This is a genomic window from Nocardia uniformis NBRC 13702, from assembly GCF_001613345.1.
GTDB classification, from domain to species: domain Bacteria; phylum Actinomycetota; class Actinomycetes; order Mycobacteriales; family Mycobacteriaceae; genus Nocardia; species Nocardia uniformis.
Window position 1 is genome coordinate 91,703 of record NZ_BDCE01000072.1, and the last position, 22,058, is coordinate 113,760.

Here is a 22,058-nt window from a genome sequence, read left to right on the forward strand (position 1 = left end):
AACCGCATCCCACTGGGATACCATTGCGGCGCTTGATTGTTCGTGACGGGTCACAAGCGTTCGTGATGAACGCGGCAATTCATGTGATCGGATTCTAGAAGGGGTCGCGATGACCAGACCGAGTTGGGCTCCCGAGGGGATCGATCTGGATCGCCCCAGTGGGTCGCGGGTCTACGACTATTTCGTCGGTGGGATGCACAATTTCGAGATCGACCGCGAATTGGCGCGGCAGATCGAGGCGTTCACCCCCAATATCGCCGAGACCATGCGCGCCAACCGGGATCTGTTGCGCCGCCTGGTGCGCTTCCTGGTGGATGAGGGCATCACCCAATTCCTCGACCTCGGCTCCGGTATCCCGACGGTGGGCAATGTCCACGAGGTCGCCCAGGCCCGCAATCCCGAGGCGCGGGTGGTCTATGTCGATATCGATCCGGTCGCCGTCGCGCACAGCATCGCGATTCTGGCCGACAACCCGAATGCGGTGGTCATTCAGGCCGATGTCGCCGATCCGCGGTCGATCCTGGAGGACCTGGCAGTCGGGGAGCTCCTCGACTTCACGAAGCCGGTGGCGGTACTGCTGCTCGGTGTCCTGCATTTCGTCCCCGACGAGGCGGATCCGGCCGGCGCCGTGGCCCGACTGCTCGAGGCCTGTGTACCCGGCAGCTATGTGGCGATCACCCACGCCACCCTGGACGGCCAACCGGACGAGGTCCTGGAGGGGCAGAAGCTGTCCGGCCGCACCTCGACCGAAATCGTGCTGCGCACCAAGGATGAGATCGGCGCGTATTTCCACGACTGGACGCTGATCGAGCCGGGTCTGGTGCACCTGCCGCTGTGGCGGCCGGAGAATCCGGCCGATATCGGCGAAGAACCGTGGCGGTCCGGGGCCTACGGCGGGGTGGCTCGCAAGAGCGGCTGAGCCGAGTCCGTTTCCGGAGTCGTCCGCCTGCCGCGCCAGGCGCGCAGGCGGACGATGGACAGCCGAACGAGGCGGGTGACGACCACCGCGACCCCGGCGACAGTGGCCACCACCAGGAACACCAACACCGCCGGGAAGACATACAGCACGTGCTGGAAGCCGCCCGCGCGCCCGGCGAAGACGATCCCGGCCAGTGCGGGCAGGAAGACCAGATACGGAATCGCCGTCAGATACGGCAGCTGCCGCAGAATGACGAGCCAGGCGGGCCGACCTTCCTGCCGAACCGCCCACCGGTGTACGCGGGCCAGCGCGATCCCCGCCGCCAGCGCGACCACGAGCGTCATTGCCGCCAGCGCCCAGTCGGCATAGATACCGGCCGGGCGCGACACTCCCGGTTCGAGTCCACGGGTGAGGTCGATCAGTCCCTCGACAATGAGCTCCGGGTCATCCTCCAGTGCCATACCGGTATTGGCGATTACGGCAATCCCGTAGCCGCTCTCGGGTACCAGCTCCTGAGCGGCTGTGTAGGTGAACCAGTCGCCGCCGTGGAAGACCCGCGAACTATCGGATTCGTCGTGTTGCCAACCCATCCCGTACGTGCCGACCCGCGAGCGTACGTGCATGAGGTCCACCGAATCGGCGGAGACGAGCCGCTGTCCGTTCGCCGCGCGGCCCCCACCGTTCTGAAGTATCAACCACTGCGCCAGATCCGCCGCCGTGGTGACGATTCCGTGGCTGCCGCCGACGAACCAGTCCATCTCCTCGACCGGAACGGCGATGCCGTACAGGCGGACGTAGCCGCGCGGCAGGTCCGGAACATCGCGCGGCTTATCGACGGTAACGCTGTTGTTCATGCCGATGGGTTCGAAGATCCGCTCGCGCAGATAGTCCGCGTACGGTTGTCCGGCGATCACCTCGACGAGCCGGGCGGCCACCTGGAAATTCGGGTTGTGATAGTGGAACTCGGTTCCCGGATCGTCGGCCAGGCGGGCGTCCTGTAGTCGTTCGACCGCCCCGGTCAGCGAATTCGCCTGGGGCCTGCGCAGATCAGGGAAGGCGCGGTCCGACATACCGGAGGTCTGGTTCAGCAACTGTCGCACCGTGATTCGCTCCGAGCGCGAATCGGCCATCCGAAATTCGGGCAGGTATTGCCGGACGGGCGCGTCCAGTTCCACGCGCTCCGCCTCGACCAACTGCATGACCGCCAGTGCCGCGAAGGATTTGCTCACCGAGGCCACCGGCATTCGGGTGTCACCGGTAACGGCGGCCCCGGTGGAGTCGTGCCCGTAGCCCGCGACGTGCACCACCCGATCGCCGTGGGTGATCGCGACCGACGCGCCGGGTAGTCGGGTGCGCGCGAGGTAGTCCGACATGAACCGGTCGACTGCCGCCGTATCGATTGCTCCCGTCTCGGCCGACGCGACCCCGGTAGGTGACATCAGCACCGTGAACAGCAGTATCAGGATGGCGGCGGCGAGCCGTCTCATGGTGCTACAGATCTCAACTTCTCCCGACCTCAGCGCAGCGCCGGAATCACCTCGCGCTCGAACAGTTCGATTCCCGACATATCGTAAGCGGCTTCCGGGAAATTGAGGATTGTGTAACCGAGGCCGAGGTCGCGCAACTCGGACAATTTCTCGACAATCCGCTCCGGGGTCCCGAAGGCCGCGGAGCCGCGGAAAGTATCTTCGACCTGCTGCTTCGCCCGGTCAGCGCCGATGATCGGGGTCAAGCGCGCGGTGAGTGCGGCGAGCCGTTCCTCGGCCTCGGCCGCCGTCGACCCGATCGCCACATTGAAGTTCGCCGACCGCGTAATGGCGTCGAAGTCGGTGCCCACGGCGGCACAGTGCCCACGCAGCAGCTCGGATTTGTGGGCGAACTCCTCCGGATTCCCGGCGAAATTGGTGTACTGCGCGTACTGCGCCGCGATGCGCAGGGTGACCTTCTCCCCACCGCCCGCGACCCAGATCGGAATTCCGCCCTCCTGTGAGGGCAGTGGATGTACGAGCGCGCCATTCACCTGGTAGTGCTTGCCGTCGAGGGTGGCCGTTCCGGTGGACCACGCCTGCCGGAAGATCTCCACACCCTCACGCAGTCGGCCCAGCCGCTCAGCGGCGGGCGGGAAGCCGTAGCCGTATGCCCGCCACTCGTGCTCGTACCAGCCCGCACCGATACCCATGTCGACCCGGCCGGCGGAGATCAGGTCCACCGTCGCCGCCACCTTGGCCAGGTAGGCCGGGTTGCGGTAACTCATGGCGGTACACATCTGGCCCAGGCGAATTCGTGAGGTGCTCGCCGCGAAGGCCGACATGAGCGTCCACGCCTCGTGGGTCGCCTCCTCGGTCGGTACCGGGACGGTGTGGAAGTGGTCGTAGACCCAGAGCGATTCCCAGGCGTCATTGGCGTCGAACCGCTGCGCGAGATCGCGCATCACCCCCCACTGCGCCGCCGGATCGATGCCGACCAGATCCAGCCGCCAGCCCTGCGGAATGAAGATGCCGAAGCGCACGGATGTCTCCTTCAGTTGATGTCCGGTACCGGCTCAGTCTGCCTTTTCGTCGTCGGAAGGGCACTTGCATAGAATCCCGCAAGTCGGCGATCCGTCTTCCTCGCGGTGGGCGCCCGGCTCAGCTGATTCGGAGTTCAGACATTGCGCTGCAGGGTCAATTCCATGAGTTGCCGGGCGGTTTCGCAGGGGTCCGCGGGGCCGCCCTGCACCCACCATGTGATGACGCCCGCATAGGGAGCTGTCAACCCGCAGGTCGGGGGAGTGCCGGGCCGCCGCTGGGCGAAGCCGGTGGTTCCCTCGGCCTTCGTTGGGGTGATCTCGTAGCCGAGGGCGCGGGCTGTTCTCTCCTCGGAGCGGACGGAACCGTCTTCGAACCAGCCGAAGGTGAGGTCCACCGATCCGGCCGGGCTATTGATGCGCCACATGCACACCGCCCCATGGAAATACCGGTGGGGCCGGCCGAAGCCGCCGACGGTCTCCGCAATCACGTCGTCGGCGACCGCCTCACATTCCCGCAGTAGCAGCTCGAACTGCTTGGGTGGGGCCGCCGACGGTGCCTCCGGTTCGGACCCGCATCCGGCCGCCGCGCCGAGGGCTCCGACCGCGAATGCGGCCGCGAGGTAGCGATATCCGGTCATTCGCCCCTCCGGTCGATTGTGAGTTGGGCCAGCGGCCGCAGCATTTCGCAGGGTTGAACATTGGGGCCGTAGACCATCCAGTGAAAGAAGTCCGCACCGTCCTGGACCGCCACCTGGCACAGCTCCTCGGCATTGGCGGTGAATCCGCGATACCCCGCCACCTCGAAATCGCCGACGTCCTTACCTTTTACGGTGGCGATCGTCCGCTCACGTTCGATCGGGCTGCCCCGGAACCAGGTGAACATGACCTGCCGGTCGGCGTTCGGTGATTCCCACACACATTTGATGCCATTGCGGGCCACCGCGTTCAGCGCGTGGAACCCGGTGATCTGTCGAATATCGTCATCGGTCGCCGCACCGCATTCGCCGAGGAAGCCGCCCGGCGCGGCGGCTCCGGCGGTGGTGGGAGGGGCGGATGCGGTCTCCGGATCGGAGCAGCCGACCGTGGTCAGTGCGGCGGACAGCGCTATCGCGATGGCGAGTGCGGCTCTGTTCAACGTTTCCCCCCGCGTATCCAGTGATCACGGCGCTGTCCACCTGCGAGTGTACGGCGAGCTGCCGCCGGTGGGCGCTTACTCGGGAATGCCCAGCAGTGCGGCTTGCACCTGACGCAGCCGATCCACATCGCCGCGGATACCGGCCGCCTGGTCGTTGTAGAGGAAGGCTTCCAGCAGCCGGATCAGGGTGTAGGCGAGCAGAGGGCGGTCCAGGATGGCGTGATAGCCGTCCTCGGTTTCGGTGCGGGTGATGAGGGCTTCCACGGCCGCGACGGCTTTGGGCTGGACCGGGCCGTCACTGGCGGTCAGTACCCGCAGGCCGATGAGCCGTTCGTTCTCGAGGTAGCGGTGCAGGGGTTCGCTGGCGGCCAGCCAGTGGTTGGTGCGGTCCAGTACGGTCAGGATGCGGCGGGCCCCGGTGGCGGTCCGGCGGGCATCGGCGAGGGCGAGCATGCCCTCGAATTCACTGGCCATGACCGCGCCGAGCAGGCCGTCCCGGGACCCGAACCAGCGGTAGACCGAGGCGCGGCTGAGTCCCAGGGCGGCGGCGATGGCCTGCACGTCGACCCGTTCCCCGGCAAGGAATGCGTGCCGGGCGAGTTCGACGACCTCCTGTTTGGTGGCCGACGCCGGACGCCCGGGGGAGCGGGTGGACTGCTGCCGAATACTCACCAATAAAATGATACGGCGCGCAAAGCGTGTATCTAACCCTGCATGGAATTCGCGTGGGCGTTGCGTTCCACGCTGACGTACGTGTCATCCATCGGCAGCAGCCAGTCCGGGCCGACGAAGAACCGCTTCGCTGTCTCGTCGTCGAAGGCCAGATAGCGCAGCCACGCCACGGCGGTGCCCGCGGACCGATAGTTGTCGAGACCGTCGACCGGCGAGAAATGGCTGACACCGCGGGCATTGGCGATCCAGGCCGGAGCATTGAAGGTCAGGTTGTACTGCCACCAGCGCACCCACGCGAAGTCCGGCACGACGAAATCGTCGGAGCCGGTGAGGAATAGGGTTGGCACATTGATCAGTGCGCCGATAGCCAGCGGACCGGGTTCGATGGCCAGAATTCCGGTGATCTGCATGGTGGGATCGATCAGCGCGGCGATACCCGGGAAGATCGTGCCCGCCTGCAATGCGGCCTGGCCACCCGCGGAATGCCCGGCGAATATCGTGCGCCCGAGGTCGATCCTATTGTGCAGCGGCGAGTTCGGGTCTCGATCGGCGAGCACCGCGGACGCCACGCCCAAGGCGGGGACGTAGGCCAGCGAATTGAAGAAGTCGTAGGGGACTACGACAACGAAGCCGTGGCTGACCCACTGCCGGGCCATGGCGTCGTACATTCCCGGATTGGCGTGGATACCGGGCACCAGGACGATGAGCGGCGCGCTCGACATATCCGCGATATCGGCCGGATAGTAGGTATTGACGCCGATCGGCGATTCCAGTCCATTCGGAAACGCCTGTGTACAGGTCAGGTCGTCGCGATTGCCGAAGGCGTGCACCACGATGTGCTGGACCATGCCGAATACCGAATCCTGGCACGGATTGGTACGGACCGACGTCGCTACCGCATGTGGGCCCTCGGCATGGAAGACGCTCTGCGCGGTGACGCCGGGCGCCGGATCGTCGGCGGTCGCGGTGCCCCCCGCCGCGGAAACGGCGATCCCCATCGTCAGTAGCAGTGCCGATATCGCTCGCGCGGCCTTGTGGGGGCGCGGCGAGGCCATGGTCCTCGTCATCGAGGGTCCCTTCGCTTTCGGTAGAACACGAGCGCCCGCAGTGGCTGAACCCGTCGGGTCCCGAATCCGCGGTGACGCCGACTCAGCGTGGCGCAGGACACAAACCGCTGTCCAGGCAATGCGTCGACGCGGGTGAAGATTGGCCCGCCGCACAGTCGAACCGCGTCGGCGGTGGTCACCCGCACATTGTGACCTGTGACTCTTTCAGCCCACCATGGTGATCCGGCCCGCGGTATTACCGCGGGCCGACTCATGCCGCCTCGACCCGGGGTGGCGAAATCGTGGAGAAGAGGATCGATGGGATCGACAGTGTTCGCCCGGCGTGAGTACGAGGTTCCGGCGACGGACGCTGTGGCCGAGGATGCCGCGCTCACCGATATCGTCGCCGAGCTCGCCCGCACCACACCGGAATTCGTGGCATTCCAGATTCCGACGTCGAACGGCTGGACCGATGTGACGGCCGCCCGGTTCGCCGCCGAGGTACGGGCGGTGTCCAAGGGCCTGATCGCCTCCGGTGTGCGGGCGGGCGATCGGGTCGCGCTCATGTCGGCCACCCGCTATGAGTGGACGCTGCTCGACTACGCCATCTGGACCGCGGGTGCCTGCACCGTCGCCATCTACGACTCCTCGGCCACCGATCAGGCCCGGTGGATTCTGGAGGACTCCAGCGCGACCCTGCTGCTGGTGGAGAACGTCCGGCACCTGGCCGCTGTCGACAGCATCGTCACGCCCGACCTCCGGGAGACGCTGCGCATTGACGCGGGGGCGGTGAATACCCTCGTCGAACGCGGAAAAGCCGTGGCCGACAGCGTGATCGAGCAGCGGCGTGCCGAGGTGCGGGCGACATCTGCGGCGACCCTGATCTATACCTCGGGCACCACCGGCCGGCCGAAGGGTGTGGTGCTCACGCACGCGAACCTGCTGTCGGAAGCGGGATCCGGGAGGCGCGCCATGGCTCATCTCTTCGGTGCGGGTCGCCGCACGCTCATGTTCCTGCCGCTCGCACATGTCTTCGCCCGCGCCATCGCGGTGACCGCACTGGAAGGTCGGGTGACGGTCGCGCACACCTCGGACTGGTCCAATCTGCCCGAGCAATTCGCCACGTACAAGCCGAGTTTCATTCTCGCCGTACCCCGAGTTTTCGAGAAGGTATACAACGGCGCGCGGCAGAAAGCGCACGACGGTGGCAAGGGGCGCATCTTCGATCTGGCCGCCGATACCGCCATTGCCTGGAGTGAGGCATCGCAAGCGGACGGACCCGGCCTGGGACTACGGCTGCGGCACGCCCTGTTCGACCGCCTCGTCTATTCGAAACTGCGTGCGGCACTGGGCGGTGAGATGGTCGGCGCGGTCTCCGGTGGCGGTCCGCTCGGGGCGCGGCTCGGCCACTTCTTCCGCGGTGTCGGGCTGCCGATCTACGAGGGTTACGGACTGACCGAGACCAGTGCCGCCATCACATTGAATACCGCGACGGATATGCGAGTCGGCACGGTGGGCAAGCCCATCGATGGTCATGGTGCCCGTATCGCCGAGGACGGCGAACTGTTGCTGCGCGGTCCGGTGGTCTTCGGTGGCTATTGGCAGAACGAGACGGCCACCGCGGAATCCTTCGACGACGGCTGGTTCCGCACCGGCGATCTGGGTGCCATCGACGACGACGGCTATGTCAGCATTACCGGGCGTAAGAAGGAAATCATCGTCACCGCCGCCGGAAAGAACGTCTCCCCGGCGGTGCTCGAGGATTCCCTGCGGGCCCATGCGCTCATCGGCCAGTGCATGGTCATCGGCGACGGCCGCCCGTTCATCGGTGTGCTCATCACCCTCGACCGCGAGGCGCTGCCGGGCTGGGCGCAACGGCACGGCCTCGATTCCGCCACTCCCATCGAGGAATTCGCGTCCCACCCCGAACTGATCGCCGAAATCGACGCCGCCGTAGCGGAAACCAATGGCAAGGTCTCGAAGGCCGAGGCAATCAAGAAGATTCGCATCCTCACCTCTGACTGGACCCAGGAAACCGGCGAGCTGACCCCGAAAATGTCACTCAAGCGCACCGTGGTGCAGGAGAAGTACGCGGCCGATATCGCCGCCGTCTACGCCTGACCCGGTCCCAGTCTTCCGGGTAGCTTCCCCGAGCCACCCCGCAGCGGTACCCCCGGTCATCCCGGCGTGCTTTCCCCTCGGAATGACGGGGCGGTGCCGGAATGACGGGGGTTCAGCCTCGCAATCGCGTGCTTCTAGCGTGAATTGCCGAGTATGCGATGGGCTTCCAGTGCCAGCTGGATCTCGGTCGCCGCGCGCGGGGTGGCCAGGCGGCGGCCGGTCAGTTCCGCGAGGCGATTGAGCCGGAAGCGCACCGTATTGCGGTGGCAGAACAGGGCGGTCGCCACCGCGGATACCTCGCCGTCGTGGGTGAACCAGGCGCGCACCGTCTCCAACAGCACATCCCGGTCGTGATCGGGCAGGTCGAGTACCGGCCCGAGGACCGTGTGCGACAGCGTTTCCGCGATCTCGGGGGATCCGGCGAGCAGTACCGAGATCAGGGCCTCGTCGTAGCGGACCACCTCGTGCGAGCCGGGCGGGGTCGCGGCGGCGGCCAATTCGGCCTGTCGCAGGGCGGTGGGGGCGTCGCCGAGCGCGGTGAACACCGTACTGATCCCGACCCGTCCGGCGGTCCGCTCCGCGAGTATCGACCGAAGCCGTTCCACGGTGAATCGCGGTGTTAGAGCGACGATTCCAATGTGGCTGTCCACCCGAACCCGCCAGGCGGAGGCGACACCCAGTACCGACAACGCCTGCCCCGCCCCGGGCAGTGCCTCCTCGGCGGCGGTGCCGGTGCTCCCCGCGATGGCAACGAAACTGCCCTGCGGTGGCAGGTCCAATGTGCGGGCACATTCGCGCATTCGCGCCGCATCCACGTGTCCGCCGAACAGGGCGTCGAGTGCGGCGTCCTGGGCGCGGGCATCACGGCGCAGCTGTTCGGCCACCGTCTGCTGGTAGCCGATGGTCAGGGCCTGGGAATAGTCGTCGACGAGCTTCCACACATCCGAGGCGGTGGCGAGCAGTTCGCGATTGGCCTGCGGGTCGTCGCCGGTCATGGCCATCAGTTCGTCCCACACCACACCGGTGCCGATGCGGTAGGCCCGCAGCACCGTGGGTAGCGGTATCCCGTTCTCGGCGCGGCGGCGTCCGGTGGCGAGCGGCGCGGCCGTACTCGGCCCGGTTCGTCCCGCGAGGTAGCCGAGCAGGGATTGCAGGTTCTCCCGATTGGTGCGGCGCAATTCGTCGCCGCTGATCAATTGCCTATCGCCATAGGCGGGTTCGGCCGCCTCGATCTCCGCGGCCACTCGGTCGACCACCTCGTCCAGGCGCTCCAGCAGTGCGACGCAGGCGTGGGAGATAAAGCCGTCGGCGGTCGGCGGGGTATCCATGACCAGGGAGCATAACGCCGTAGATTGTTTCCATGCACAACGTCGCATCCACAAGACCAACTCGACGCCCTGATGATTGTGCATGGGCACATCTCGCGACCGTCGCTGATGTCTCCACGCCCATTGTGATCCACATCCCATTCGCCTGAGAATGTGAGCCGAACCAATGGAGGAGAACCCGATGACCTTGCGAACCATCAGTGCGGCCCTGGCCCTGGCCGCCGCCGCGCTGCTGCCCGCGGGCGCGGCCCAGGCGGCCCCCGCCGACGGCGGCGCCGACTATGTCGCCCTGGGTGATTCGGGCGCCGCCACCACCGGTGCGGTAAACCTCGATACCAGCGTGCCGCTGCTCTGCCTGCGCTCGCGGACGAACACCCCGCACTTCGTCGCCGAACGCCTCGGCCTACGACTCGACGACCGCACCTGTAGCTCGGCGCGCCTCGCGCACCTCACCACCTCCCAATACCCGGGCGTCGCACCGCAATTCGATGCCCTGGGCCCGAATACCCGCCTGGTGACCGTCCACATCGGCGCCAATGACGCCAAGTTCACCAACTACATGCTCGGCTGCCACGCCGCCGCGCTCCGGGGTGGCTGCGCCGGAACACCGGATAACTGGAATGCCGATATCGACGCGATCGCCGCACCATACGCGGCTGCCCTGCAACAGATCTCGACCCTGGCCCCCAATGCCACCATTGTCGTGGACGGCTGGCCCCAGTACCTGCGCGACGGCGGCTGCCCCGAGCTACTCGGCCTGGCGGCGGGTGACGCCCGCTATATCCAATCCCACTTCGAACGCCTGAACTCGGTTGTCGCCCGTGCGGCCACCGCCCAGGGGGCCGTCTACGTCGACACCCGCACGGCCTCGATCGGCCACGACGCCTGTGCCCCCGAGGGCGTGCGCTGGTTCGACCCGCTCCTGGCCACCGAGACTCTGCTGCCGTACCACCCGACGGTGCAGGGCATGCGCGGCGTGGCAGCGGAGATCGTGACCGCCGTCCGGACCGCGGGTGTGCTCGCTCGCTGACGGGCCGATGCCGTCGGGGGTCATTGGCACCGATTGACTACACCTGACATCAGTTTCTACTCTGAGTGCACTCGTTGTCAGTAACTGGGACGAGATCCATCGAGAAGGGACCACCGCCGGTATGAGCGACAACGTAGTCGGAACCGACACCCCGCCGTTCGCGGATATCGTCAACGGAGCGCTGGAGTTCACGATTCCGGCAGCCCACCGAATGGGCGTCAAGGCGCTGGAGGTGCGGCCGGGATTCGCGGCCACCTCCGTTCCGGCCGAGGGCAATGGCAATCACTTCGGCGTCATCTACGCCGGTGTGCTGTTCACGGTCGCGGAGATTCTGGGCGGCGCGATCGCCGTCGCCAGCTTCGATAATTCCGCGTACTACCCGCTGGTCAAGGACCTGCAGATCTTCTTCCGGAAGCCGGCGAAGACCGATGTGCGGGCCGAGGCCACCCTGTCCGAGGACGAGATCGCCCGGATTACCGAGGAGGCCGCCGCCAACGGTAAGTCCGACTTCACCCTGAAGTCCGTCGTCACCGACACCAATGGCGTGGTTGTCGCGGAGACCGTGGGGCTGTACCAGCTGCGCGCCCACGGTAAGTAAGCCGTATCGCACGCTATGAGCCGCATATCCCTCGGGTGTGCGGCTCATTTGCGGTTGCGCCGTCGAGTACCGCCGGTTTGTGTCGTCCGCCGTCGGCACCGAGTATGAGTGCGTGAACCGGTTTCTCGTTCTGCATGACTACGGCAGCAGTCGGTCGTGGTGGTGGGTATTCGCCGCGTCCTCGCGGGAGGTGCTCGAAACGTTCGCCGAGGTCGAGGTGGTCCACGACGCGGAGCTGGTGGAGCAGGCACTGCATCTGACCCTGGACGAGACCGCGGTGGATGCCCCCGATCCGCCGCCGGGACTGCGGGATCTGCGCGATCAGCGGCGCGCCCAGCGCGGGCGGCCCGGGTTCGGGGCGCTGGTCGGGCGCGGCATCGTGCATGTGCGCCGGAGCGAAGGCGCGTTCGTGTCGCTGATGGAGTTGGGTCCGGATGGTCATCGACTACGCGAGGTGGCCATTGCGGGGGATGGGACGGTGCTGCGCAGCGCAGCCGATGACTGGCCCCGCAATCCTCCCATCGACCTCTACGACCCGGACTTGGCCCGGCACACCATCAGCCGCGACGAGTTCGAATTCGTCTGGGCCGCCGCAGGTATCGACGACTGACTCCGCGCCGATCAATCCACGCCGCCGACAATGTCGATCAGCTGCCGCACGGTGGCCAACTGGGTGTCGTAGTCGCCGTCGAGTTTGACCAGGAGCGTGGAGATTCCGGCCTCGCGGTAGCGCCGGACTCGCTCGGCGATCACCTCGGGGGTGCCGATGAGATTGGTGAGCCGCCCGAGGTCGTCGGGCACCGCGCGGCGGGCGGCCGCCTTATCTCCGGACTGCCACAGCTCGGCCACCTCGGCGACGGCATCGCCGAAACCGAGTCGGGTGAATGCCTCGTTGTAGAAATTGCGACCGTTATCGCCCATCGCACCGATGGTGAAGGCATAGCCCTCGGCGTGTTTGCGGACGGTTGCCGCCGTTTCCGCCGCGCCGGAGGTGATTTCGACCGCGACCGGTGCCACCAGGTCGATATCGCCCAGGGTGCGTCCGGCTTTCTCCGCTCCTTCGCGCAGCGGTCCGAAGAAGACCTCGGCCGCCTCCGGAATAAACGCATTACCCAACCAGCCATCGGCCAATTCGCCGGTGAGACGCAGATTCCGCGGTCCCATGGCCGCGATGTAGACGGGCACGTGCGCGGGACGAACCATGGGTTGCAGTGCCCGACCGGCGCTATCGGGTAGGGGCAGCGGATAGATCTCACCCGCGTGCTCGAGCCGCTGCCCGCTACTGACCGTGCGAATGATCTCGATGGTCTCCCGGGTAGCCTGTACCGGCCGGTGGAACCGTACGCCGTGCCAACCCTCCATCACCCGCGGACCCGACACGCCGATGCCGAGGTCGAAGCGGCGGTGCACGGCCCCAAGGGGATCGGTGGAACCTGGGGCTTCGAGGTCGAACCCGCCCGTACGGGTGTCATTGTGCGGCAGTGGGCCCGTATGGGCCCGGATCCGTCGGGCCTGAGTGCGGCCATCGACGCGAACCCGGACCTCGAGGGCCGCATCATCGCTCGCCGCCTATCGGAGTGGAGCGAGAATATGACGGCCAACCTCGCCGGTATTCGCGCGCAGGTCGCCGAATCGGCCAGCGCGACATAGTTATTCGGCGCAGTCGATAGGGCAGTGGCCCGGTCCGGTGGACCGGGCCACTGCATGAAACCGCTACTTGTCGGTGAGCAGGCCGAATTCGGTCAGCAGTTCACCGACCTCGGTGGAATCCAATTTCTTCAGCAGCTTGCGTCGGACGAACTCGGGGCCGGGGATATCGACTTCCTTCCCGTCCCGCAGCCGACTGGTCGCGGCGAGAAGTTTGCGGATGTCGTAGGTGGAGTTGTAGACCTCCGGGACGCCGCGCTCGATACCGAGGAGCTGGTAGGCCGCTTCCATGCCGGTGCGCACGGAATACTCGGTGGTAAAGATGCAGTCGCGGCTGGTTTCGGCGAACTGGCCGATAAAGGCGAAGTTGACCGAACCCTTCGGCACCACATCGGGGCGGTCACCGGCCTGACGGGGCATGAAGAACGCGGTGACATACGGCATCATGCAGGGCACGGTCTTGGCGGCATCGGCGGCCAGCTCCGGGATGTCCTCGACCGGAACGCCCATGTGGTACAGCCATTCCTGGGTGATTTCCTCGCCGGTGCACTCCTGCATGGGCTTGTTCACATAGTCGCCGGGGACGTCCACGAACAGCGAGTAGACCCACACCACGATCTGGTCAGCGGGCTGCTGTTTGAAATGCGGCTGGCGGTTGACCGTCCAGCTCATCAGCCACTTGGAGTCCTTGACGGTGACAATGCCGCCGGTGACCACCTTGCCGCTGAAGGGATCTCGCTTACAGATCTTCTGAATGTATTCGGGGATGCGCTGATCCAGGGTGGTGACGGTGGCGGACTCCCACTTGGTCTCCTGAATATTGCCCGCGAACACATCCGGTCGGCCGAAAGCCTTGTCCTTGGCCGAGATTCGCCGCCACAGATCCCAGGCGGGTGCGGGACCCTCATCGAGCTTCGCCGGAGTGTGGTGATCGCCCTCATCGGAGTTCTCGGTCAGTGAGCCGATGGTCATGAGGAGTAGATCGTTCGGACCGAGGTCGACACCGCCCTCGACGCCCTCCGAGACCCAGTGGATTCGCTTGGCCTGCTTACGGTTGGAGGCGATATCGAAATCGACGTCGGTGACCGTGGTGTCGAATTTGAAGGTCACGCCCTGGTCGAGGAGCCAGCGGTACAGCGGCAGCACGAGGGATTCGTACTGGTTGTACTTGGTGAACTTGAGCGCCGAGAAGTCCGGCAGACCGCCGATATGGTGGATGAAGCGGTGCAGATACAGCTTCATCTCGAGCGCGCTGTGCCACTCTTCGAAGGCGAACATGGTGCGCCAGTAGAGCCAGAAGTTGCTCTCCAGGAAGTCTTTTCCGAAGACCTCGTCGATACGCTTGTTCTCCATCTCCTCGCGGGTGGCGAGGAAGACCTTGACGACATCCTTCTGTGCTTTGTCATTGAGGGTGAACAGGCCGTCGGTGTGCGCGTCCTGACCGCGCTTCACGGTGGCGCGCTGCAGCGAGAAATTGGGGTCGTCCTTGTTGAGCCAGTAGAACTCGTCGAGCACGCTGGCGTTTTCGACCTCCATGGAGGGGATGGTCCGGAACAGATCCCAGAGGCATTCGAAGTGGTCCTCCATTTCGCGGCCGCCGCGAATCACGAAGCCCTTCTTCGGTTCCTTGATGCCGTCGAGCGCACCGCCCGGCAGCTTCAGCTCCTCCAGGATGGTGATCTCGCTACCGGGCAGCTGCCCGTCGCGAATCAGGAAGGCGGCCCCCGACATCGACGCGAGGCCCGCGCCGACGAACCACGCCGTCTTGCCCTCCACCTCCGCCGGTTTGCGTGGTCGCGCGAACGCCTCGTAATTGCCGCTGCTGTAGTACATGTAACTCCTCTCCTACTGGTTCGAAGTACTGCTACGCCGGACTTCTGTCAGGAGTACTTGTAGAAGCCCTCACCGGTGGCAATGCCGAGCTTGCCCTTGTCGATGTAGTTGTCCTGCAACCACTTCGCGAGCCGCTGGCCGTTCTCGTCGCTATTGGCGAGGATGTTGTAGGGGGTGGTGAGGCCGATGACATCGAGAATCTGGAACGGGCCCATGGGCGCGCCGGTGGCAATGCGCCAGGTCTTGTCGACCGCCTCGGGTTCGGCGTATCCACCTGCGGCGAGCGCCATTCCGGAGTTCAGGAAGGGCACCAGCAGCGAGTTGAGGACGTAACCCGCCTTTTCCTTGTGCAGTTCGATCGGCACCATGCCGATGGCACTCGCGAAGTCGACGACGGCCGCGAATACCGCGGGATCGGTCTCGGGGGTCCCCATGACCTCGGCAGTATTGAACTTCCACACCTGATTGGCGAAGTGCAGGGCGAGGAACCGATCCGGTCGGCCGGTGAAATCCTTGAGGGCGCTGGGCAATAGCGTGGACGAGTTGGTGGCGAAGATAGCGCGCTCGGGAGCCAGCTCACCCAGCTTCTCGTAGGTGCCCTGCTTGAGCGAGAGCACCTCGGGCACCGCCTCGACCACCAGATCGGCATCTCGAACCGCCGCCGCCAGATCGGAACTGAGCGTGATCCCCGCCGCCGTCCGCTCGGCCTTACCGGCACCGGCACCGGCCACCTCATCGCGATAGATCGCCGCCAGCTTGTCGAACCGATCGCGGGCGGCCTTCAGGGCGTCATCGCTGATGTCGTAGGCCGTGACCTCGAACCCACTGAACGCGGTCTGGAACGCGATCTGCGATCCCAGCACGCCGGTGCCCAGGACGGTCACCTTCCGGATGTCGATACTCATAGTTCTCCCTTCTCGGAATCTGTTGTCAGCGCGGTGTGGAAGCCCGCGACAATCTGGCTGATCTGCCCGCGCAGGTCGGCGGCGGCATCGGGGCCCGGATGCGCGCCGGTAGCGGGTTGTGCGAGTGCCAGATGCAGTGCGGCGAAGACGCTGCGACCGGCCAGTCGGGCCTGTTCTTCCAGCTGAGGTCCATCGAGTCCGTGCCCACCGGCGGTCGCTATGAGTCGTTCGGCGATATCGGCCTCTAGTCGGGCCACCAGCGCGAGCCCGTCCGCGCGGTACTTCTCCGCGGGCGACCCGAACAACAGCTCCCGCTGATAGGCGACGGCATTCTCGACGTGGTCCGCGGCCGCCTCCAGGGTCGGCCGCACCAGGGCGACCACCGCTTCCACCGGATCGGCCTGTAGGCGCGAAACCCGCTCCCCGGCCTCGAGCGCCGCCGTGAATTCCGCGTTGTACACCATCAACAGCAATTCGCCCTTGGACGCGGCATATCGAAACAGGGTCCCGGCCGCGATCTCGGCTCGATCCGAGATCTGCTGCGTCGTAACGCTCTCGAATCCGTATTCAGCAAACAAGCTGTATGCGGCATCGAAGATGCGGGACTGCTTATCCAACATCTTCCGTACGCGCCTTCCGACCTGCATTTCTCGAGGCGATGTGATCATCAAACCCATCCAGAACCCGGCCGTCAGTGAGTGAACTCATTTCCGAGCGTACTCTCAGTTACTAATCGTGCAACCCCCCACCGTTCGCCGCCCTGGCACAGTGGACGTGTGTCTATCGACCGCCGCGCCCGCGCCTTCACTACCCTGCGTGGTCTTTCCATCGGCGACGCCTTCGGCTCCTGTTTCGCCACCCCCGCGAATCACCCCGCCCCGCAGTCGCGTTCGCTCCCAGAGGGCCCGTGGCGTTGGACCGACGACACCGAGATGGCCTGCTCGATCGTCGCAATTCTGTTGCGCTACGGGCATATCGACCAGGGGGCATTGGCCGACTCCTTCGCCGAACGCTGGGATATCTACCGCCAATACGGCCCCGGAACCAATCGCATCCTGCGGTTACTTCGCCAAAACCGCGCCACCTGGCGCGAACTCGCCCCGCGCGTCCGGCACGGACAGGGCTCCTGGGGCAATGGCGCATCCATGCGCGTAGCACCCCTCGGGGCATTCTTCGCGGACAATCTCGATCGCGTGGTCGTCGAAGCCACCGCGTCCGCGCAGATCACCCACACCCACCCCGAGGGTGTCGCCGGCGCCGTCGCGGTGGCGGTCGCTGCGGCGCTGGCTGTTTCGGCTCCGGCCCTATCGGGCTATGACCTGCTGGACAATATCGCCGCTCACACGCCGCCGAGTATGGTGCGCACCGCGATGGCGAAGTCGCGGGCCCTACTTCAGAAACCCGATGTCCGCACCGCCGCAAGGTTACTGGGCAGTGGCGCCCGCGTCTCCGCCCCCGATACCGTCCCCTTCTGCCTGTGGATTACCGCCGCCTACCCCGACAACTACGCGGAGGCACTCTGGTCCACGGCGTCGGTGGGTGGCGATGTGGATACCACCTGCGCCATAGTCGGCGGCATTCTTGCTGCCCGGCTCGGCCTCGACGCCATCCCCGACGAATGGGCCACCCGCGCCGAGCCCCTTCCGGGCTGGGTCGAGTAGGCGGCCACTCCTCGCGGTGCGGCCGGGTGGCCGGTGGACCTATTAGTCAAATTTGGCTAGACTGTATTAGGTAACCAAATTTGGCTAATTGAAGGAGGAAGTGATGTCCACTGTGACGCCCTATGTGATGGTCGATGACGCGCAGATCTACCGCGATTTCCTGGAGCGTGCCCTCGACGCCGAGATCGTCCAGATGATCCCACTGGATTCCGATCCGGCGCGGACCATGCACGCGCAGGCTCGCATCGGTGACAGCGTGGTGTTCTTCGCCGATTCGGGACCGGATGGTGGACGCTGTCTGAGTTCGCCGACCGAACCGGTCCACGTTCAGCTGTGGGCCACCGTGCCGGATCCGGAGGCCGCGTTCGAACGGGCGATCGCGGCCGGTGCGATCGCGGCCAGGGCGGTGGTCGCCGAGCCGGACGGTAGCCGGGCGGGTGGGTTCGTCGACCCGTTCGGCACACTGTGGTGGGTCAGCAGCCCGGCTTGACCGGATGTAAGGGGAGCATGTGTCAGCGGTTCGACTGCTCGTGCTCGGCGCTGTGCGCCGGCACGGGCGTACCCACGGATATCAGGTGCGCGCCGATCTGGAGTCCTGGGGCGCGCACGAATGGGCACGCGCCACATCGGGTTCGGTGTATCACGCGCTCAAATCGCTGACCAAGGATGGGCTGCTCGTCGTGCACGACAGCATGCCGAGTGCGGCGGGCGGCCCGCCCCGAATGGAGTACGAGCTGACCGAGGAGGGGGAGCAGGCGTATTTCGACCTCCTCCGGTCGGCGCTGACCCACCGTGATCCCCGGCTCGACCTCCTCGCCGCCGCCGTCGGTTTCATCGATGATCTGCCAAGGGGCGACGCCATCGGCCTATTGCGGGAGCGGGTAAGGGAATTGGCGCAGTGGCGGGCGAGCATTACCGAGTATCTGCCGCCCGGTACGGATCTGGACACCTGGGGACCGGTCGGCGAGGTGATCGGCCTCTGGCTGAATACCGCCGACAGTCGTGCGGCCTGGACCGACCGGCTGATCGACCGCCTCGAGGGCGGCGCCTTCCGGATGGCCGATGACGCCTAGTCCGAACCGGCGGTGAGCTCGGCGGCGGCCTCGCGCTGGATCTGGTCGAACTGCTTGCCCATGGCCTCGGCGAGCGCCGTGGCGGCCGAGAGCGGTCGCACCATCACCATGAGGTCGTCGACCTTGCCGTCGGCGTCGAAGTGCAGGAAGTCGCAGCCGGTGAGCGCCTTACCCGCCACGGTCGCCTCGAAGAGCAGGGCGTGCCCGCGCCCGTCGGGACCGGCGTATTCGCGTACGTAGCGGAAGTCCTCGAAGACGCGCAGGACACCGCGCAGGATCGCCTTGGTGATCGCCTTGCCCTCGTAGGGCTTGAAGGCCACCGGACTGGTGAAAACGACATTGTCGGCCAGGAGTTCGTCGATGGCGGCCACGTCACGGTTCTCGACCGCCTTGCGGAAGGCATGCATGATTCGAACGTAGCCCACATACCCGTGGCGGTCAGTAGGCGTTGGCCCGATCTGCCCACTGTCCGGCCAGCTCCCCGGACAAACTGTGCGGAAACGAGATTCGATCCGGGTCACCGTCGGAGGTGTAGCGCTGGTCGGCGAGGCGGTCGAGCCAGTACGCGGAGTCGAACGGCACGGTATCGCGGCCCGAGCGAATGCGGGGGACAGCGGCCGGATCGACGGCTCCGTACGGGGAGGGGGCGGGGTTGGAGCCGACCAGCATGACCGCGTCGAAGGAGTAGGACACACCATCCCAGCTGCCCGCCGCGGCCACGGCGCGATCGGTCGGGGAAATGCCCAGCGGCAAGGCCATCGCGCGCACGGTGCTGCCCGGTACCGCCGCGGTGATGGCGCGGACGTTCTCCGCCAGTTCACGCTGCACCCCGGCGCTGTCGAGCCCGGACAGGTTGGCGTGCGTGGCGGTGTGCGCGCCGATCTCGTAGCCGTGCTCCGCCAGCCAGGGCAGTGCCCGTACCTCACCCGCGAACGGATCGTTGTTCACGAAGAAGGTCGCCGTGGGCGCGAAATCCGGGTAGCGGGTGCGGAATTCCTCGAGAATGCCGACGGCACAGTCGGGTGTCGGATCACCGTCCGGCGTGAACGAGATCTGGCTGGTCGTGGAATCATCGAAGGTCAGCACCACCGGATGCGTACCCGCCGGGATATCGATCCGGCCGGAGATGTAGTCGGACACCGTGATCGGGCGGTAGCCCTCCCGATACAGCCGCTCCAGCTCATCACGGAATTCCGCTGGCGTCTGGTCGTATTCACCGGCCGGCGTCTCCGACAGCTGGTGGTACATCAGTATGGGCACGACCCCCAGCTCGTTCGCGCCCACGGCGGCTGGATCCGGGGCGGGCGTCGTGGCCGGAGCCGATGTATCGGCGTGCGGTTCCGAGACGGTCAGCTCCGGCGTACCGCAGGCGGCCAGCATGAGTACGAGCGCCACACCCGCGGCGTGCGGGGCCATCTTCGACTTCCTGGGCATCCAGTCAACCTTAATGTGTGCCAACATCTTTCGGACCGGAGTCGCGAAGTTGCCATGGCGGGGTCGGCGGCAGTGGATAGTGGTGGGTAGTTGACACGAGAGTTGGAGTTCGCGTTGCTGAAGCGGGTCCCGCGCCCAGTGGGGTGGCGGTTGGCGGTAGTCGTCGTGGTGTCGGTGGTGGCAATCGCGATCGCCGCGGTGGTGGTCGGTGCGGTCCGGGGGGAGCCGGAGGGCATGGCGCTCAACGGAATTCCAGACGGCGTCGTCAACGCCGAGGCGCTGCGGGGGCTGGAACTGGTGGTGAATGCCAGCGGCCACGATCCGAATGCCGTCGAGCTGAAGCTGGACGGCGAGTCGGTCACCGGTCAGGTGGCCGGTGACACCGTGGTCTACCGGCCCGGTGAACTCGGCAGTGGCGACCATACGATCACCGCCGAGATCCCGGCGGGCGGGCTGTTCGGGTTCCTGCGCACCGGCCCGGGCACCTCGCGGACCTTCACCGTCGATGCTGAAGCACCCACGCTCGAACTCAACCAGCCGGAACGGGTGAACTCCTACCGCGAGCCGGTCACGTTGAGCGGCAAGGCGACCGGTGCCGAGCAGGTCACCATCGACGGCACACCGGCCGAGCTGGCGGCGGACGGGAGCTTCACCATCACCCTGCCGCACGCACCGGCGGGCGCGGCCGTAGTGGCGGTGGACGCCGCGGGCAATGAGACCACCCAGCCCATCACCACGACGGTCGAGGTGCCGCGCATGAGAGCGGTGCACGTCACCGCGCACGCCTGGTCGCACGACGGCCTGCGGGAGGCCGTGCTGGATCTGGCGCGGCAGGGCCGCATCGATACCGTCCAACTCGATATCAAGGATGAGGACGGCGTGATCGGCTACGCCTCCCAGGTCCCCGTCGCCCGGGAATCCGGTGCCGCCAGCCCCATCTACGACGCCCCGGCCGCGCTGAAAACCCTGCACGATATGGATTTACGGGTGGTCGGCCGAATCGTGGCCTTCCGCGATCCCACCCTGGCCGAGTGGGCATGGAACAGCGGTCGTCGGGACTGGGTGGCCCAGAATCCGGGTGGTCAGCCGTATGCCAGCGGCTACGGAGCGATCGCGTTCACCAATCTCGCCAATGCCGAAGTCCGCCGCTACAACATCGATCTCGCCACCGAGGCGGCCCGCCTGGGCTTCGACGAGGTCATGTACGACTATGTGCGCCGTCCCGATGGGCCGTTGTCGCAGATGGCCTTCCCGGGCCTGACCGATACGCCGAGCGTCTCCATTGCCGAATTCCTGCGCGAGAGCCGTGGTCTGGTGCGCGCCGCAGGCGCGTACCAGAGCGCGGCGGTCTTCGGCATCGCCTCCACCCGCCCGGACCAGATCGCCCAGGACATTCCGCTGATGGCCGAGCATGTGGACTACGTCGCGCCCATGCTGTACCCCTCGCATTGGAACTCCGGAGAGTACGGCGTGGCCAATCCCAATGGCCAGCCCTACGACATCATCTTCCGGTCACTGGTGGACTTCCAACGGCAAGTCGAGGGCACCGGCGCGAAAGTTATCCCGTGGCTACAGGATTTCAGCCTCGGGGTGAACTACGGCGATGCCGAAGTGCGCGCGCAGATCGAAGCGGCCGCCGCACAGGGCATCGACAGCTTCTTCCTGTGGAATGCGGCGACGCGCTATCACGGTGGTGGGATCGACCCGAATTGAACTCGACCTCAGTGCCCACGAATCCGGCTCGTATCTCGCCCGGGACGATCACCGGAATAATCGGGGTCCCTTGGGAATCACCGAGATCGAGATCGCGCGCACGCAGGGCGGCGTGGAATACCCGGGCGTTGTGCCACAGCCTGGCGACCCGTTCCGGCTCCTCGTCGAGGATATCCAGCCCCGCCGCCGAATTGGCCGCCATCGCGCTTGAAGTTCGACCCCGACGTCGAACCGTCCCGACCTGTCCTACCGGACGGTAACCCATGGGGCTACTCGTCAGTAGGTTGCACGGAGTCGATCATGCCGCCACCGATACATGTTGTGGCATATAACAATTCATTGCGGTATTACTCAAGGCGAGAACGTGTTCTCGAGTGCCGCGCACTCAAAGTGCGCACTGGGCAAGGTAATTGACTCAGACGGCCTTGAATTGG

Annotated in this window: 23 protein-coding genes; 10 read left to right on the forward strand and 13 right to left on the reverse strand. The window is 66.0% G+C overall.

Annotated features, from left to right (window positions below; genetic code table 11):
- Positions 1-109 precede the first annotated feature (109 nt).
- The gene (locus NU1_RS27020) at positions 110-919 is read left to right on the forward strand and encodes an SAM-dependent methyltransferase (protein ID WP_067525627.1); all 810 of its coding nucleotides are present in this window, start codon (positions 110-112) and stop codon (positions 917-919) included.
- On the opposite strand, the gene NU1_RS27025 is transcribed toward NU1_RS27020, so the two are convergent.
- The 6 genes from NU1_RS27025 to NU1_RS27050 all read right to left on the reverse strand — a co-directional run bounded on the left by NU1_RS27025 (position 889) and on the right by NU1_RS27050 (position 6,302).
- Positions 889-2,406 carry a serine hydrolase domain-containing protein gene (locus tag NU1_RS27025; RefSeq protein ID WP_067525629.1) on the reverse strand — a complete coding sequence of 506 codons (1,518 nt, stop codon included), beginning with the start codon at positions 2,404-2,406 and terminating at the stop codon, positions 889-891. The genes NU1_RS27020 and NU1_RS27025 overlap by 31 nt on opposite strands.
- Before the next feature lie 29 nt (positions 2,407-2,435).
- Positions 2,436-3,428 carry an LLM class F420-dependent oxidoreductase gene (locus NU1_RS27030; protein WP_067525631.1) on the reverse strand — a complete coding sequence of 331 codons (993 nt, stop codon included), beginning with the start codon at positions 3,426-3,428 and terminating at the stop codon, positions 2,436-2,438.
- 134 nt (positions 3,429-3,562) lie between these two features.
- On the reverse strand, positions 3,563-4,066 hold the full coding sequence (locus NU1_RS27035; RefSeq protein ID WP_067525633.1) for a DUF3558 domain-containing protein: 504 nt from the start codon (positions 4,064-4,066) through the stop codon (positions 3,563-3,565).
- The gene (locus NU1_RS27040) at positions 4,063-4,563 is read right to left on the reverse strand and encodes a DUF3558 domain-containing protein (protein ID WP_169815146.1); all 501 of its coding nucleotides are present in this window, start codon (positions 4,561-4,563) and stop codon (positions 4,063-4,065) included. The genes NU1_RS27035 and NU1_RS27040 overlap by 4 nt, the downstream gene beginning before the upstream one ends.
- A gap of 75 nt (positions 4,564-4,638) precedes the next feature.
- Positions 4,639-5,235, reverse strand: a complete 597-nt coding sequence (locus NU1_RS27045) for a QsdR family transcriptional regulator (RefSeq protein WP_245720328.1) — start codon at positions 5,233-5,235, stop codon at positions 4,639-4,641.
- Between the two features lie 32 nt (positions 5,236-5,267).
- Entirely contained in the window at positions 5,268-6,302 is a 1,035-nt protein-coding gene (locus tag NU1_RS27050) for a poly(ethylene terephthalate) hydrolase family protein (RefSeq protein WP_157553087.1), read from the reverse strand.
- Between the two features lie 297 nt (positions 6,303-6,599).
- On the opposite strand from NU1_RS27050, the gene NU1_RS27055 reads away from it, so the two are divergent.
- On the forward strand, positions 6,600-8,402 hold the full coding sequence (locus tag NU1_RS27055) for an AMP-dependent synthetase/ligase (protein ID WP_067525639.1): 1,803 nt from the start codon (positions 6,600-6,602) through the stop codon (positions 8,400-8,402).
- Between the two features lie 134 nt (positions 8,403-8,536).
- Here the strand turns inward: NU1_RS27055 and NU1_RS27060 are convergent, their stop codons facing one another.
- Positions 8,537-9,730, reverse strand: coding sequence for a PucR family transcriptional regulator (locus tag NU1_RS27060; RefSeq protein ID WP_067525641.1), 1,194 nt, complete (start codon positions 9,728-9,730; stop codon positions 8,537-8,539).
- A 181-nt stretch (positions 9,731-9,911) separates the two neighbouring features.
- On the opposite strand from NU1_RS27060, the gene NU1_RS27065 reads away from it, so the two are divergent.
- The 3 genes from NU1_RS27065 to NU1_RS27075 all read left to right on the forward strand — a co-directional run bounded on the left by NU1_RS27065 (position 9,912) and on the right by NU1_RS27075 (position 11,968).
- Positions 9,912-10,760 carry an SGNH/GDSL hydrolase family protein gene (locus tag NU1_RS27065; protein WP_067525786.1) on the forward strand — a complete coding sequence of 283 codons (849 nt, stop codon included), beginning with the start codon at positions 9,912-9,914 and terminating at the stop codon, positions 10,758-10,760.
- A gap of 121 nt (positions 10,761-10,881) precedes the next feature.
- Entirely contained in the window at positions 10,882-11,358 is a 477-nt protein-coding gene (locus NU1_RS27070) for a YiiD C-terminal domain-containing protein (protein WP_067525643.1), read from the forward strand.
- Positions 11,359-11,470: 112 nt separating this feature from the next.
- Complete coding sequence (locus NU1_RS27075) at positions 11,471-11,968, forward strand: hypothetical protein (protein WP_067525788.1); 498 nt, start codon at positions 11,471-11,473, stop codon at positions 11,966-11,968.
- Positions 11,969-11,979: 11 nt separating this feature from the next.
- Here NU1_RS27075 and NU1_RS27080 read toward each other — a convergent pair whose 3' ends face one another.
- Complete coding sequence (locus tag NU1_RS27080) at positions 11,980-12,720, reverse strand: LLM class flavin-dependent oxidoreductase (RefSeq protein WP_084521840.1); 741 nt, start codon at positions 12,718-12,720, stop codon at positions 11,980-11,982.
- On the opposite strand from NU1_RS27080, the gene NU1_RS27085 reads away from it, so the two are divergent.
- Positions 12,706-13,008 (forward strand): hypothetical protein, encoded by a 303-nt coding sequence (locus NU1_RS27085; protein WP_174565944.1) that lies wholly within the window; start codon positions 12,706-12,708, stop codon positions 13,006-13,008. The two genes, NU1_RS27080 and NU1_RS27085, sit on opposite strands and share 15 nt — an antisense overlap.
- A 63-nt stretch (positions 13,009-13,071) precedes the next feature.
- Here NU1_RS27085 and NU1_RS27090 read toward each other — a convergent pair whose 3' ends face one another.
- Genes NU1_RS27090 through NU1_RS27100 form a run of 3 tightly spaced genes read right to left on the reverse strand, consistent with a single transcriptional unit; the run spans position 13,072 to position 16,363 of the window.
- Positions 13,072-14,838, reverse strand: a complete 1,767-nt coding sequence (locus tag NU1_RS27090; protein WP_067525645.1) for an oleate hydratase — start codon at positions 14,836-14,838, stop codon at positions 13,072-13,074.
- 47 nt (positions 14,839-14,885) lie between these two features.
- Positions 14,886-15,743, reverse strand: coding sequence for a 3-hydroxyacyl-CoA dehydrogenase (locus NU1_RS27095; protein ID WP_067525647.1), 858 nt, complete (start codon positions 15,741-15,743; stop codon positions 14,886-14,888).
- Positions 15,740-16,363, reverse strand: coding sequence for a TetR/AcrR family transcriptional regulator (locus NU1_RS27100; protein WP_067525649.1), 624 nt, complete (start codon positions 16,361-16,363; stop codon positions 15,740-15,742). Before NU1_RS27100 ends, NU1_RS27095 begins: the two co-directional genes overlap by 4 nt.
- 156 nt (positions 16,364-16,519) lie before the next feature.
- Here NU1_RS27100 and NU1_RS27105 point away from each other — a divergent pair, with 156 nt between their 5' ends.
- The 3 genes from NU1_RS27105 to NU1_RS27115 all read left to right on the forward strand — a co-directional run bounded on the left by NU1_RS27105 (position 16,520) and on the right by NU1_RS27115 (position 18,477).
- Entirely contained in the window at positions 16,520-17,404 is an 885-nt protein-coding gene (locus NU1_RS27105) for an ADP-ribosylglycohydrolase family protein (protein ID WP_067525651.1), read from the forward strand.
- Between the two features lie 103 nt (positions 17,405-17,507).
- Complete coding sequence (locus tag NU1_RS27110) at positions 17,508-17,894, forward strand: VOC family protein (protein WP_067525653.1); 387 nt, start codon at positions 17,508-17,510, stop codon at positions 17,892-17,894.
- A 19-nt stretch (positions 17,895-17,913) separates the two neighbouring features.
- On the forward strand, positions 17,914-18,477 hold the full coding sequence (locus NU1_RS27115) for a PadR family transcriptional regulator (protein WP_067525655.1): 564 nt from the start codon (positions 17,914-17,916) through the stop codon (positions 18,475-18,477).
- Here NU1_RS27115 and NU1_RS27120 read toward each other — a convergent pair.
- Positions 18,474-18,884: a nuclear transport factor 2 family protein gene (locus NU1_RS27120; RefSeq protein WP_067525657.1), complete on the reverse strand. Its 411-nt coding sequence runs from the start codon at positions 18,882-18,884 to the stop codon at positions 18,474-18,476. The genes NU1_RS27115 and NU1_RS27120 overlap by 4 nt on opposite strands.
- 31 nt (positions 18,885-18,915) lie before the next feature.
- Entirely contained in the window at positions 18,916-19,911 is a 996-nt protein-coding gene (locus tag NU1_RS27125; protein WP_245720329.1) for a polysaccharide deacetylase family protein, read from the reverse strand.
- Between the two features lie 90 nt (positions 19,912-20,001).
- Here NU1_RS27125 and NU1_RS27130 point away from each other — a divergent pair, with 90 nt between their 5' ends.
- A complete protein-coding gene (locus NU1_RS27130; protein WP_245720330.1) occupies positions 20,002-21,624 on the forward strand; it encodes a putative glycoside hydrolase in 1,623 nt (540 codons plus the stop codon).
- The last annotated feature ends 434 nt before the right edge of the window (positions 21,625-22,058 follow it).